This is a genomic window from Streptomyces sp. NBC_00503 (assembly GCF_036346895.1).
Classification (GTDB): Bacteria; Actinomycetota; Actinomycetes; order Streptomycetales; family Streptomycetaceae; genus Streptomyces.
On the sequence record NZ_CP107855.1, the window covers coordinates 2,010,469 to 2,023,646 of the forward strand.

At 74.5% G+C, this 13,178-nt stretch carries 13 protein-coding genes; 5 read left to right on the top strand and 8 right to left on the bottom strand.

Translation table 11 applies throughout. The annotated features are described in order from the left end of the window. Positions 1-6 precede the first annotated feature (6 nt). Positions 7-420, bottom strand: coding sequence for a cupin domain-containing protein (locus OG490_RS09370; RefSeq protein ID WP_330295812.1), 414 nt, complete (start codon positions 418-420; stop codon positions 7-9). A gap of 73 nt (positions 421-493) precedes the next feature. After that, on the bottom strand, positions 494-1,276 hold the full coding sequence (locus tag OG490_RS09375) for a class I SAM-dependent methyltransferase (RefSeq protein ID WP_330295813.1): 783 nt from the start codon (positions 1,274-1,276) through the stop codon (positions 494-496). A gap of 82 nt (positions 1,277-1,358) precedes the next feature. Between OG490_RS09375 and OG490_RS09380 the strand changes: the two genes are divergently transcribed. Together OG490_RS09380 and OG490_RS09385 are read left to right on the top strand one after the other, a co-directional pair. After that, positions 1,359-2,339 (top strand): pseudouridine-5'-phosphate glycosidase, encoded by a 981-nt coding sequence (locus OG490_RS09380; RefSeq protein WP_330295814.1) that lies wholly within the window; start codon positions 1,359-1,361, stop codon positions 2,337-2,339. Beyond that, positions 2,336-3,274 carry a carbohydrate kinase family protein gene (locus OG490_RS09385; protein ID WP_330295815.1) on the top strand — a complete coding sequence of 313 codons (939 nt, stop codon included), beginning with the start codon at positions 2,336-2,338 and terminating at the stop codon, positions 3,272-3,274. Before OG490_RS09380 ends, OG490_RS09385 begins: the two co-directional genes overlap by 4 nt. Before the next feature lie 24 nt (positions 3,275-3,298). On the opposite strand, the gene OG490_RS09390 is transcribed toward OG490_RS09385, so the two are convergent. Both OG490_RS09390 and OG490_RS09395 read right to left on the bottom strand, forming a co-directional pair. Continuing rightward, on the bottom strand, positions 3,299-3,949 hold the full coding sequence (locus OG490_RS09390) for a hypothetical protein (RefSeq protein WP_330295816.1): 651 nt from the start codon (positions 3,947-3,949) through the stop codon (positions 3,299-3,301). Positions 3,950-4,114: 165 nt separating this feature from the next. Then, the gene (locus OG490_RS09395; protein WP_330295817.1) at positions 4,115-4,795 is read right to left on the bottom strand and encodes a uridine kinase; all 681 of its coding nucleotides are present in this window, start codon (positions 4,793-4,795) and stop codon (positions 4,115-4,117) included. Positions 4,796-4,886: 91 nt separating this feature from the next. Between OG490_RS09395 and OG490_RS09400 the strand changes: the two genes are divergently transcribed. Then, positions 4,887-6,332 (top strand): WGR domain-containing protein, encoded by a 1,446-nt coding sequence (locus OG490_RS09400; RefSeq protein WP_330295818.1) that lies wholly within the window; start codon positions 4,887-4,889, stop codon positions 6,330-6,332. Positions 6,333-6,363: 31 nt separating this feature from the next. Here OG490_RS09400 and OG490_RS09405 read toward each other — a convergent pair whose 3' ends face one another. Further along, positions 6,364-6,753, bottom strand: a complete 390-nt coding sequence (locus tag OG490_RS09405) for a cupin domain-containing protein (protein WP_330295819.1) — start codon at positions 6,751-6,753, stop codon at positions 6,364-6,366. Positions 6,754-6,893: 140 nt separating this feature from the next. Here OG490_RS09405 and OG490_RS09410 point away from each other — a divergent pair, with 140 nt between their 5' ends. After that, the gene (locus tag OG490_RS09410; RefSeq protein ID WP_330295820.1) at positions 6,894-7,556 is read left to right on the top strand and encodes a DUF2293 domain-containing protein; all 663 of its coding nucleotides are present in this window, start codon (positions 6,894-6,896) and stop codon (positions 7,554-7,556) included. Positions 7,557-7,729: 173 nt separating this feature from the next. Here the strand turns inward: OG490_RS09410 and OG490_RS09415 are convergent, their stop codons facing one another. After that, the gene (locus tag OG490_RS09415) at positions 7,730-8,434 is read right to left on the bottom strand and encodes a chaplin (protein ID WP_330295821.1); all 705 of its coding nucleotides are present in this window, start codon (positions 8,432-8,434) and stop codon (positions 7,730-7,732) included. A 163-nt stretch (positions 8,435-8,597) separates the two neighbouring features. On the opposite strand from OG490_RS09415, the gene OG490_RS09420 reads away from it, so the two are divergent. Beyond that, complete coding sequence (locus OG490_RS09420) at positions 8,598-9,143, top strand: hypothetical protein (protein WP_330295822.1); 546 nt, start codon at positions 8,598-8,600, stop codon at positions 9,141-9,143. On the opposite strand, the gene OG490_RS09425 is transcribed toward OG490_RS09420, so the two are convergent. Together OG490_RS09425 and OG490_RS09430 are read right to left on the bottom strand one after the other, a co-directional pair. Then, complete coding sequence (locus OG490_RS09425; RefSeq protein WP_330295823.1) at positions 9,124-10,329, bottom strand: SWIM zinc finger family protein; 1,206 nt, start codon at positions 10,327-10,329, stop codon at positions 9,124-9,126. The two genes, OG490_RS09420 and OG490_RS09425, sit on opposite strands and share 20 nt — an antisense overlap. Next, positions 10,326-13,175 (bottom strand): DEAD/DEAH box helicase, encoded by a 2,850-nt coding sequence (locus tag OG490_RS09430; protein ID WP_330295824.1) that lies wholly within the window; start codon positions 13,173-13,175, stop codon positions 10,326-10,328. Before OG490_RS09430 ends, OG490_RS09425 begins: the two co-directional genes overlap by 4 nt. Positions 13,176-13,178 lie beyond the last annotated feature (3 nt).

The following is a 13,178-nucleotide window of genomic DNA, read 5'->3' on the forward strand; positions in this document are numbered from 1 at the left end:
CAGTCCTCAGTAGCTGATGTGGTAGGCCTTGCGGAGCGTCTCGTGGACGGTCCAGGTGGTCTTGTCGCCCTCGCGCAGCACGCAGGCCGAGCCGGGGCCGACCTCCAGGGTCGCGCCGCCCTCCACCTCGATGGTGGCGCGGCCGCTGACCACCACGAACAGTTCGTTGGCCTCGGTGTCGGTGACCACTCCCGGGGTGATCTGCCAGATCCCGCGCACCTGGGAACCGTCCTCGGCCTCCCACAGCACCTTGCCCGTGACGACGGGCTCGCCGGAGACGATCTGCGCCGGATCGAGCTCCTCCGCCTCCAGCTCCGCGTCCGGGAGGTCAGGTACGGAGACGGCGAAGGAGGCGGGGGCGGGGGCCGACGGGGAATCGGAGGCGGGGACGGGGACGTCGCCGTGGTCACTGGTGCTCATGGCGCGTCAGCCTAATCCGGGCGCACCGCACCCCGGGGTGACCAGAGCGTCCAGCGCGCGCCCCCGCCGCGCGTCACCCTGTCCAGCCCCGCCGGGCACTGAGCACCGGCTGGTGGAATCCGATGACCGCGGGATCGTGCCACACCGGGTCCACGAACCCCGCGGCCGCCGCGAAGGCCGCGGTCTCCTCCTCCGGCAGCGCCCAGTACGTGGCGCGCGAGACCTGGGTGGTCCAGGTGGCCCCGGTGGGCAGGAGCTGGAAGAACTCCAGGTCGTAGCGGGCCCCGTCGGCGTGCCAGTGCCACAGCTGGAAGGTGATGGTCCGCTGCCCGTCCGGGTCGGTCCGCACCTTCGGGGGATCGCCCAGGGGCCGGGACCGGCGCAGTTCCCCGTACGGGCGGGTCGACAGGAGCAGCAGGCCGCCGGGGCGCAGCACCCGCTCCATTTCGGCCAGGGCCTCCGTCACCTCGCCGGCCGTCAGCAGGTGCGGCAGGGCGTTGTCCGCACAGACCACCGCGTCGAAGGAGCCCTCGGGGAAGGGCAGCGCCCGCATGTCGGCGGCCGCCACGGGCAGCGCGAGCCCGCGCGCGTCGGCCTCCCGGGCGGCGCGGGCCACGGCGCCGGGGCTCAGGTCGGTGCCGGTGACCCGGTGTCCCAGGGCCGCCAGGCCCAGGGCCTGAGTGCCGATGCCGCAGGCGCTGTCGAGGATCCGGTGCGGTCCGGGACCCAGGGCGGCGGTGAGCAGGGCGTCCAGGGCGGCGCCCTGACGGGTGATGGCTGCCTGCCAGTCCGCGTACATGAGGTGGTACCGGTCGGCGAGTTCGTCGTAGAACCCGCGCAGGTCTTCGAGGCTCATGCGGGAACGCTACCCGGACAGGTTCGCGCCGGTGGTGGGTCCGTGCGTTTGGGGGCCCGAATCCCGTGCCAGGGATGGGGACATGTCACAGCACACAGCAGCAGCCCCGTCATCGGCCCCGACCTCGCCATCGGCCCCGCCCTCCTCGTACGGGGTGCCCGTCCTGTCGGAGGAGGTGCGCGAGGCGCTCGACCGCAGAGCGCCCGTCGTGGCGCTGGAGTCGACGATCCTCGCGCACGGCCTGCCCCGCCCGCGGAACCTGGAGGTGGGCACCGAACTGGAGGCGCTGGTCCGCTCGGAGGGGGCCGTGCCGGCGACGATCGCGGTGATCGACGGGGTGGCGCACGCCGGGCTCGACAAGGCGCGGCTGGAGCGGATCGCGAGCGGCGAGGGCGTGCGCAAGCTCGGCCACCGGGATCTGGCCCCCGCTCTGGCGACGGGGGCCACGGGCGCGACAACGGTGTCCGCGACGGCCTTCCTCGCCGCGCGGGCCGGGCTGCGGGTGTTCGCCACGGGCGGGCTGGGCGGCGTGCACCGGGAGTGGACGCGGTCGCAGGACGAGTCGGCGGACCTGTCGCTGCTGGCCCGGACCCGGATCACGGTGGTGTGCGCGGGGGTGAAGTCGATCCTGGACGTGCCGGCGACGCTGCAGCGGCTGGAGACCCTGGGAGTGGGGGTGCTCGGGTACGGGACGGACCGCTTCCCCGGGTTCTACCTGGCCGACTCCGGCGAGCCGGTGGACTGGACGGTGCACCGCCCGGAGGAGGTGGCCGCGGTGATGGCCGCCCAGGACGCCCTCGGGGGCGCGCAGTCGGCACTGCTCGTGGCCAACCCGGTTCCGCAGGAGGAGCAGTTGGATCCCGAGCTGCACGACCGGGTGCTGGCCGAGGCCCTGTCGGCGTGCGCCGAGCGGGGGATCACGGGGCAGGCGGTGACTCCGTTCCTGCTGGGGTACCTGGTGCGCGCGACGGGCGGGGCCTCGCTGGAGGCCAACCTGGCGGCGGTACGGGGCAACGTGCGCCTCGGGGCCCGGATCGCGCGGGCCTGGGCGGCCCGGCCGTGAGCAGTGGGGGCGGCGCGGGCGGCGACCGGGTTCCCGCCGGCGCCCTGCTCGTCGTCGGGGACGTGGTCACGGATGTGGTGGCGGTCCACACGGAACCGCTGGCTCCGGGCACTGACACCCCCGCCCGGATCCGTACCCTGCCGGGCGGCGCCGGGGCCAACGCGGCCTGCTGGGCGGCCCGTACGGGGGCGGCGGAGGTACGGCTCCTCGCGCGGGTGGGCGCCGAATCGGCCCACTGGCACGAGCAGGCGCTGCTCGACGCGGGGGTGCGGCCGAGCCTGGTGACCGATCCCACCGAGCCGACGGGCACGGTGGTCGCCCTGGTCGGCAAGGACGCGGAGCGGACCTTCCTGACCGACAGCGGGGCCGCGTTGCGGCTCTCCCCCGCCGACTGGGCGCCCGGTCTGCTGGACGGTGTCGCCCATCTCCACCTGTCGGGCTATCTGTTCTTCGCCGACACCAGCCGGGAGCTGGCCCTGGTGGCGCTACGGGCGGCCCGCGCGCGGAAGGTGCCGGTGAGCGTGGATCCGGCTTCGGCGGGGTTCCTGGCCGCCCTGGGTCCGCGGCGCTTCCTCGATGCCGTGGCGGGGGCCGGCGTACTCCTGCCGAACGAGGACGAGGCCCTGCTGCTGGCGGGCCTGCCCGGACCGGCCGGACCGGGCGGGGTCGCGCGGGCGGCGGCGGAACTGAGCCGGCGGGTGCCGCTGGTGGTGGTCACCCGGGGCGCTGCCGGCGCCTTGATCGCCGAGGACGGCCGGGTGAGCGCCGAGGTCGCCGCCGAGACCGCCGAGGCGGTGGACACCACGGGCGCCGGGGACGCGTTCACCGGCGCCTTCCTCGCGGCCCGGCTGGCCGGCGCGGGCACCGCGTGGGCCGCCGGGGCCGGGTGCCGGGCGGCGGCGCGGGCCGTGACGCAGTTGGGCGGGCGGCCGTAGCGTCGGGAGCGTCGGGAGCCGCGGTCAGGAGCTGTACTCCTCCTGGCCGAGGGTGTCGATCACACCGGCGGGGTTCAGGTTGTAGTGGAAGACCAGGCCCTTGTTCGGGTGGGTTTCCAGCCACGAGGTGAGCTCGTGCGTGGTGATCGGCTTGTTCACGGAGCCGGAGAGGATCGGGGCGTGGGCACCGATCTTGGCGTCTTCGGCGATGGGGATGAAGATCTCCTCGCCGACCGTCACGAAGGGGGTCACGCCACCCGGCACGACGCAGCCCCAGTGGCCGCGCTTGCCGATCAGGGCGTAGGAGCCGCCCTCGGGCGTGTAGCGGTCGACGGCGAACTCGTTCGGCGAGACCAGGTCCTTGGGGGTGGCGCAGGTGGGCCCGGGGGTGGGCGGCTTCGGCTTGACCGGGGCGGTGGCGGTCGGGGACGGCTTCTTCGACGACGCCGCGGCGGACGCGGACGGCTTCGCCGTGCCGGCCGGGGCGGAAGGCGCCGAGGGGGTCGCCGCGCTCGCGCCGGGCGCCGTACCGCCGGGACCCGCTCCGGCTCCGGCGTCGCCGTCGTCCGCGTTGCAGGCCGTGAGGGCCAGGGTCCCGCAGAGCGCCAGGGCGGCGGCGAAGGCCTGCCTCCGCAGCCGTCTCGGACCTTGAACCCCGTTGCCGCGTCCGCCCATTGCCGTCTCCCTCTGCCAAGCCACCACCGGGTGGCCGCCGTCGAAGCGTGCCGTCAACGTAACGCCCGGTTCCGGCCGCGGCGATGGCCGAAACCGCTTCGTCACGGAGCCGCGATGGCGCTGTTGCCGATCCCGGACGTCCGTGACGCAGCGGGGGCCCGGAGGTCAGCCCGTGGGGCCGGTGAGCCCCGTCCAGGCGGGGTGGCGCGGGTCGTCGGCCCGGACCAGGGCATCGGCCAGGGCCGCCGGGCCGGTCTCGGTCTCGTAGCGCGCGAAGGCGGGCAGGGTCCAGCGCGCGGACTCCTCGGTGCGGCGGGCCAGCGCGCCCGGGGAGAGGCTGATGTGGACGCTGAGGTCGAAGGGGAACCAGTGCCCGAGGAGCAGCGGGCCGTGCACGATCAGCACGCCGCCGGGCGGGAGTTCGACGTAGGGGCTGCGGGTCGCCCGGTCGGTCACCGGGTCCCAGAGGTCGGGCAGCACCCGGCCGGTGCCGCCGGGGTCGGTCGGGCCGAAGACCTCCCGCCACAGCGCGGCCGTGTCGTACCAGCCGCCGAGGTACGAGTCCACGTCCTCGCGGCCGAACTCGAAGCGCAGGGAGGCCGGACGCAGGAACCCCTCGGCCGCCACCACCTGGACCGAACGGCCGCACAGGCGCAGCGCCCCGGCCAGTTCCTCCGCGAGCACGCCGGTGCGGGCGGCGGGGGCGCCGTCGACGCACACCCGCCGCCAGGCGGCTCCGTCCCCCCGTTGGCTCTCGCCTTCGCTCCCGCCTTCGCCTTCGCCTTCGTCGAGGTGACCGGCGAGCCGCTCGGCCATCCGCTGCCATGTGATCGCTTCCAGCTGCACGGACCCATTGTCAGTGGTGGCCCCTAACGTTTTTCACGAGGGATCACCGGCGCACAGGGGCCGGGGGCCCAACCTTGGGGAGGGGTCTGTCATGGCTGCCGAGACGACGTATCTGGAGCTGTCGCAGGACGACGGCGGGGCCCACAAGTTCTACGAAGTGACCGTCGACGGCACCGCCGTGTCCGTGCGGTACGGGCGCATCGGCGCGGACGGCCAGCTCCAGAACTCCTCCTTCCCCACCATCGAGAAGGCGCGGGCGGCCGCGGCGAAGAAGGTCGGCGAGAAGATCCGCAAGGGCTACGCCCCGGCGGTCCGCGGCGGCCGCGCGGCCCGGTCGGTGACGCGCCGCCAGGTGACCTCGGCGCCCTCCACGGCGCGCGCGACTGCCCCGGTGCTGTGGCGGTTCCGTACGGGTTCCGCGGCCTTCGGGATCCACGTGGACGAGGACCGCTGCTGGGTCGGCAACCAGGCCGGCGACGTCTACACCCTGAGCCACGGCGGCGAGGTGCTGGCCCGCTATTCGCTGCCGGACGGGGTGAAGTGCCTGGTCGCGGACGAGTTCTGGATCTACGCGGGCTGTGACGACGGCACGGTCTACGACCTGTCGTCGAAGGTCCCGTTCGGGGCGTACGACATCGCCGCCGACGTGGACATCTTCTGGCTCGACATCCACGAGGGCGTGCTGAACGTCGCCGACCACAACGGTGGGCTGACGGTCATCGACCACGAGGACGAGTTCCAGTGGTCGCGGCGCTCCTCCGGCAACAACGCGTGGATGGTGCGCGCCGACGAGCGCGCCGTCTACCACGGCCACAGCAAGGGCGTCACGGCCTACGCGCCGGACGGCGGCGGACAGTTGTGGCACACCCAGACCGACGGAGCGGTGCTCTTCGGCTGGCAGGAGGACCACGCGGTGTACGCGGGGACCGGCCGCAACACCGTGCAGCGGCTGTCGAAGGCCACGGGCGCGCTCGAGGCCTCGTACCGGTGCGACGCGGCCGTGTACTCGTGCGCCACCTCGCCGGACGGCCGGCACGTCTTCGCCGGTGACCTCGCCTCCTCGGTGTACTGCTTCGACGCCGACGGGCGGCGGCTGTGGAAGCTGGGCACCGGCAGCGGGTCCGCGCTGTCCATGCAGTATCTGGACGAGCGGCTGTACCTGGTGACCACGGACGGGTCGCTGGTGTGCGTGGACGCGAGCGAGGCCGCGATCGCCGCGGCCCGGCAGGGTTCGGTGCCGACGGCGGTGGACGTGAAGTCCGCGGCCGCCCTCCCCGTCTTCACCCCGGCCGCGACCCCCGCCGCGGTCGCGACGGTGACGGTGGCATCGGTGCCCGCCGGCGGCGTGGTCGTCGAATGCGTGCAGCAGGGCGGCCGAATGCGCGTCCAGGTGGTGTCGGGCGGCTTCGAACCCTCGTGGAACGTGCAGTTCCCGCGCGGCATCCGGGAAGCGGGCGCCCGGTACGTGGTGGACGGGCTGCACCCGGCTTCGGGAGGGTTCTACCGCGTGCGCGGGGAGATCCGCAGACTGGTCTGACCGGTTCGCGACTTGCCCGCGGCAGGCCGGTTCACCGGGTACGGGTGGGGCACGCACACGTCGTGGCCCCGGGCGGGGCATCGGCGGGCAGCGCGAAGGGGGCGTCCTCGGCGAGGGCGGCCGTCACACAGAGCACGACCGGCACCGACCCGAGGTTGCGGCCGAGGTGGACGTGGTGGATTCCGGCCGGTTCGACGAAGCTGGTGCCGGTACGGTGCACCTCGACCGTGCCGTCGTGCAGGATCCGGGTCAGGGTCCCGGACTTGACCACCGCTATCAGCGGGACCTGGTGGTAGTGCCAGCCGGTGCAACCCCCCGGCTCTATGGCGATCTCTCTCGCCACGAGGTCGGAGGCGGTCCCCTCCTTGAAGCGCCGGACCGCCGCCTTCGGGCGTCGTACCGTCGCCTGCCGTCCACCCATGTGTTCCTCCTCCATGCACCCGCCGCGGCCCACTCGACTCACGGTAGAAGAACATCACGAGGTCGGGTAAGGGTCTGTGAAAGGGCAATCACCCATACGTACAAGGTGATATACGGCCCGGACGGCGGTATCACATCGTCATGAGTCTGGTCGTTTTCGAGTCGATGAAGCAGATCCACTGCGCGCAGTGCAGGCAGGGCCCGCTCCGCCACCTCGTCCGCGAGGCCGGCGTCCCCCGCTGCCTCGACTGCGCCGACCTCGGACACCTCGTCTACCTGCCGCGCGGCGACGCGGCCCTGACCCGCCGGGCCCACCGGGCCAGTTCGCTCTCCGCCGTCGTCGTCCGCTTCCACCGGAACCGGCGCCGCTACGAGCGCCAGGGCCTCCTCGTCGAGGAGTCCGCCCTCGCCCGTGCGGAGCGGGCCTGCCTCGCCGACGCCGACGCACGGGCCCGGCGCCGGGAGCGCGACCGGCTGCGCCGGGCCGCCGAGGACATCCGCTTCACGGCCGCCTTCGCCGCCGAGATCCTACGGCTGTTCCCCGGCTGCCCGGCGGAGCGGGCGCGGGCCATCGCCGCACACGCCTCGGTGCGCGGCAGCGGCCGGGTGGGACGCAGCGCGGCCGGCCGGGCCCTGGACGAGCCGGCCGTCCATGCCGCGGTACGGGCGGCCGTGCGCCACCTCGACACCGAGTACGACGCCCTGCTGATGAGCGGCCTGCCGAGGTTCGCGGCACGGGCCCGCCTGGCGCCCCGGATCGACGCGATCCTCGACGGCTGGCGGGCCGGGGCCGACGCGGCTTGACGGAAGGGCTAGGTCGTCTCTTTCGGATCTTGCTGGTCAGGTTCGCGTCGTCCGGTGCCGTACCTCGCCGTGCTGCCGGGGCTCCCGCGTACTGGACGTACTCGGGTGCCCCGGCAGCGCGGCGAGGTGCGGTGCCGGGCGGCGCGGACCCGGCAAGATCCGAAAGAGACGACCTAGTTGAGGCGGAAGCGGCGGTAGAGGAGTGCTCCGCCGAGCAGCAGGGCTCCGCCGCCGGGCAGAAGGTAGCCGATGCCTTCGGCGCCGGTGTGGGCGAGCGCCACGGGGCCCTGCGGCGGTGCCGGCGGGGTGACGGGCCGCACGGTGGCGGGCGGCTGGGCGGGCTTGCCGCCGCTCGGGGGCCGGCCGTTGACGGAGGTGTTGCCGACGGCGGAGTTGCCGACGCCGACGACGCTCACCGAGTTGCCGCTGATGTTCACCGGTACGTCCACCGGCAGTTGGAGCCCGTTGCCGGACAGCAGCCCCGGAGAATCCTTTCCGCGCCCCTCGGCGCCCGCTCCCCCGCCACGTCCCTCACCGCGGGCCGCACCTCTGCCGACCCCGTTGCCCGCACCGTTTCCGGCGCCGGGTTTCGAGGAGTGCGAGGACTGGGACGACGGATGCGAGGACCCCGGCCCCGGATTCCCGGGATGCCCGCCGCCACCCGGGGTCCCGTTGGCGCACCGGTTCCCGGCGGCCGAGTTGAGCACGCCGACCACGCTCACCGTGTTCCCGCACACGTTCACCGGGGTGTGCACCGGCAGTTGCACCAGATTCCCCGACAGCAGCCCCGGCGAGCGCTCCGCCTGTCCGCCCGCGTCCGCGTCGGCGTAGGCGAAGCCGCCCACCCCCGCGACCGCCAGTCCACCTCCCGCAACCACCGCCGCGATCAAGCCATTCCGACGACTGTGACGCATCAGTTTTCCTGCCTTCCGGAGGGATCCACGGGCGTTGCACCCGTACCGGAAACAACGCGGTAAACCCGTTCGGGTTATAGAGCCGGTAGGCATTTCACTCCATCGTGTACTGGGTAATCCCTACTTCATGACTCGCCCCCTGCTGCTCCTCGACGTCGACGGCCCCCTCAATCCGTTCAAGTCCCGCCTCGCCGGTCTGCGCGGATACACCGGACACCGGATGTGGCCGACCGTCTGGATGTCCTACCGCACACCGGGTTCCCGCCGCGCCCGACGGGGCGCGCGCGTACGCCTCCACCCGACCCACGGCGCCCGCCTGCTGGCCCTGCCCTACGAACTCACCTGGGCCACCGCCTGGACCCACGAGGCCAACACGATGATTGCCCCGCACATAGGACTTCCCGCTGATCTTCCCGTCATTGAATGGCCGGAACTCTTCGCCCGCGACCCCGACGGCCTCTCCTGGAAGACCCGCCACCTCGTCGACTGGGCGGCCGGCCGGCCCTTCGCCTGGGTGGACGACATGATCACCCCCCGCGACCGCGCCTGGGTCCGTGCCCACCACCCGGCCCCGGCCCTGCTCCTGCGCATCCACCCCCGACAGGGCCTGCGCACCGCCGACTTCGCCACCCTGAACAGCTGGGCGGCAGGGCTCAGCGCCGGAGCGCCGTGAGCGGGTCCGGGGAAGGCCGGCCCGTGGGCCACCAGTCGTCCGGACCCGGCCCCGACTCGTAGGCGTACCAGAGGGAATCGCGGCCCAGGCGGAGCTGGCGGGTGGCGGCCGTGAGGCGGTTGCGGTCGGGGCGGAAGGAACCCTGGGCCGCGGCGAGCAGCACCGGGCGGGCCCGGTCGAAGGGGCCGGCCGGCGGATCCCACGGCTCCTCCAGCGCGATCAGCGCGGGCAGTCCGCCCTGACGCCAGGCCGCCGCGCCCCGGGCGAGGTCGGTGGTGCTGCGCCCCGTGGCGCGGGCCAGGTCCCGGTAGAGCACGCGGGCGGCGCCGGTGAGCCCGGCGGTGTGGTGCGCCGATGCCAGCCGGACCGCGTCCTGCCAGCGGGTCAGGCCCCCGAGGGGATCCTCGCCGGTGGTGAGCAGGGCCAGGGCGCGGGCGGCCGCGTCCCCGGCGAGCTGGTCCAGGGCCAGCGGATCCGGAGCGGCGGGATCCGCCGGATAGGCGGGCGGCAGCCCGACTGCGGCGGGCGCGGCGAGCGGGGCGGGAAGCAGTGCCACGGCGGCGCGGGCGAGCGCGGCCCGGGCCGGCACACCGGGGAAGTCCGGTGCCGTGTCGGGCTGTTCGCGCGCGGCATGGGCGGCGTTGCGACGGGTGAGCTCCTCCAGGAGCTCCCGCTCGCCCCGGCCGCGCAGCAGCAGGAGCACGAACGGGTCGGAGTCCAGGAGGCGGGCCGCCCGGTAGCAGAGCGCGGCCGCGTGCTTGCACGGCGGGCGGGCTACGTCCGGGCAGGAGCAGCGCGCCACGAGCTCGCCCGCCCCGGGCAGCACCGACTCCGCGAGCGATTCGGGGACCTCCCGCTCCAGCAGCGCGGCGAGCGCCGTCGGGTCGGCCGCGACCGACTCCAGCAGCTCGCGCCATTCGGCGTCCACGAAGGCCGGCAGGGACAGCTCGGTGCGGTACGGGCGCGGCCGGCTGCCCCGTACGTAGGCCACGATCCGGCCCGGCGTGATGGTGACGGCATCCACGTGCCCCTCGGCCGCGTAGGTGCGCCCCCGGGCCAGCCGGCCCCCGTCGCGGGCCCCGGCTTCGAGGGCCGCCACCCAGGCCCGGCCCCACCAGCTGACGGCCTCCACCCCGGGCGGCACGGTCTCGAAGGTGCGGCGGCGGTCGTCCCGCGCGGTGATCACACGGGCCTGCGCAGGGAGACGAGGTCGGCCAGCTCGCGGTCGGTCAGCTCGGTCAGCGCCGATTCGCCGGAGCCGAGCACCGCATCGGCCAGCGCCCGCTTGGCCTCCAGCATCTCGGCGATCCGGTCCTCCACTGTGCCTTCGGCGATGATCCGGTGGACCTGGACGGGCTGGGTCTGGCCGATGCGGTAGGCACGGTCGGTGGCCTGCTCCTCGACGGCCGGGTTCCACCAGCGGTCGTAGTGGATGACATGGCCGGCCCGGGTCAGGTTGAGACCGGTGCCCGCCGCCTTGAGGGACAGCAGGAAGACCGGGCTCTCGCCCGCCTGGAACCGGTCCACGAGCTCCTCGCGACGGGCCACCGGCGTCCCGCCGTGCAGCAGTTGACGGGAGATCCCGCGCGCGGCGAGATGCCGGTCGATGATCCGGGCCATCGTCACGTACTGGGTGAAGACCAGCACCGAGCCGCCCTCGGCGAGGATCGTGTCGAGCAGCTCGTCCAGCAGGGCCAGCTTCCCGGAGCGGTGCGCGATCCGGGGCTGCTCCTCCTTCAAATACTGCGCGGGATGGTTGCAGATCTGCTTGAGCGAGCCCAGCAGCTTCATGATCATGCCGCGCCGCTCGATGCCCTCGCTCGCCTCGATCACGGCCATCGCCTCGTCCACCGCCGCCTGGTAGAGGGAGACCTGCTCGCGGGTGAGGGACACCGGGTGGTCGGTCTCCGTCTTCGGGGGCAGCTCGGGCGCGATCCCCGGATCGGACTTCTTGCGCCGCAGCAGGAACGGCCGTACCAGCGCGGCCAGTCGGGCGACCGCCGCCTCGTTGCCGCCGTCCTCCTCGTTCTGGTGCTCCACGGGCCGGGCGTGCCGGGCCCGGAACGCGGTGAGCGGCCCCAGCAGCCCCGGCGTGGTCCAGTCGAGGAGCGCCCACAGCTCGGACAGGTTGTTCTCCACCGGGGTACCGGTCAGCGCCACCCGCGCCGGAGCCGGGATGGTGCGCAGCGCCTTGGCGGTCGCCGAATGCGGATTCTTGACGTGCTGGGCCTCGTCGGCGACGACCATGCCCCAGGGCTGCTCGGCCAGCCGGGCCGCTCCCGCGCGCATCGTCCCGTAGGTGGTGAGGACGAATCCGCCCTCCAGTCCCTCGAGGCTGCGGCCGGCCCCGTGGAAACGGCGCACCGGGGTACCCGGCGCGAACCTCTCGATCTCCCGCTGCCAGTTGCCCAGGAGCGAGGCCGGGCAGACGACGAGCGTCGGCTCGGGGCGGTCGCGGTGCAGGTGGAGGGCGATCAGGGTGACCGTCTTGCCCAGGCCCATGTCGTCGGCGAGACAACCGCCCAGACCCAGCGAGGTCATCAGGTCCAGCCAGGCCAGACCGCGGGCCTGGTAGTCGCGCAGGGTGGCCTTGAGCGCGGCCGGCTGCGGCAACGGGGCCAGCTCCCCGGTCAGCCGCTCCCGCAGCGCGGCCAGCGCCCCCACCGGGACCGCGGCCACCTGCTCCCCGTCCACCTCGGCGGTGCCCGTCAGTACGGTGGCCAGCGCGTCCACCGGGTCCAGCAGCCCCAGCTCCCGCTTGCGCGCCTTGCGCACCAGCTCCGGATCGACCCGCACCCACTGGTCGCGCAGCCGCACCACGGGCCGGTGGGCCTGCGCGAGAGCGTCCATCTCCCCCGGGGTGAGCCGGTCGCCGCCGAGCGCCAGCTCCCAGGAGAAGGCGAACAGCTGCTGGGCGTCGAAGAATGCGGTGCCGTCGGTGGCGGAACCGGGCGCGGTGGACCGGACGACCGCGCTGGCGGTGAGCGTACGGGCCAGGTCGCGCGGCCAGTGGACCAGGACCCCGGCCTCCGCCAGCCGGATCGCGGCCCGGCCCAGCAGGTCTTCGAGCTCGGGATCCGACAGGGCCAGGACATCGGGGACCGGCTGGTCCAGCAGCCGCAGCAGCGGCGGCCACACCCGGGCCGCCCGGCGCAGCGCGAGCACGGCGTCGATCCGCGCGCGGGGGCCGAAGCCGGCCGCTGCGGCGCCCGCCCACAGCGTCGAGGCGTCCGTGACCAGGGTCGGGTCGGCGAGGCTGTGCACCTGCACCACAGCGGCTCCGGCCCGGCGCAGGCCCTCCCCGTGCGCGGCTCCGTCCTCATCGGCCTCCGCCTCGTCGAAGAGCCGGAAGGACGACAGGTCGAGGCGCAGCGAGATGCCGACCCCGGTGTCGGCCCCGGAGGCGACCTGTGCGGCCCACTCCTGTATCCCCGGAACGTGCTGCGGCTCCCTGGCGGCGAACGGGCGGCCCGCGGCGAAGGGCGCCGCCGGGGTCCGGGGCAGGCTGTCGGCGACGGCGTCGAGGAACGCCCGGACCAACGCCTCCGGTTCGGGCAGGTGCAGCGGGCGGCGGCCGGCGAGCGGGGTGGCGTACCCCTCGTGGGGCAGGGCCGCGGCCACGGCCCGCAGGTACCCGATGTCCTCGGCGTCCAGCGGACCGGCCCGCCAGGCATCCATGCCCTCGGGGGTCAGTCCGGGCAGCAGGCGGCCGCGGGCCACCAGGGTCAGAGCCTGCACGGCGGCGGTCCCCCAGGCCCGGGTCGCGGGATGAGCGGCGGGGATGCGGACCGCGCGGACGAGCAGCGGCAGGGCGGCAGTGACCGTCAGCGTGACGGCCGGCACGGTCCGGCTGCGGACGCCGTCGCCGTGCGGGCGGACCACGGTGAGCGGCAGCGGCGAGCCCGCCTCGGGCAGGGGGTCGCCTTCGGGGGCCCAGAAGGCGACGCGGCTCTCCCGGGGGACGGCGGCGGGGAGGAACACGGCGGCGTGGCGGAGGAGGGCGGATGGTTCCGCCGGTGTTCGCGTGGTCATGGC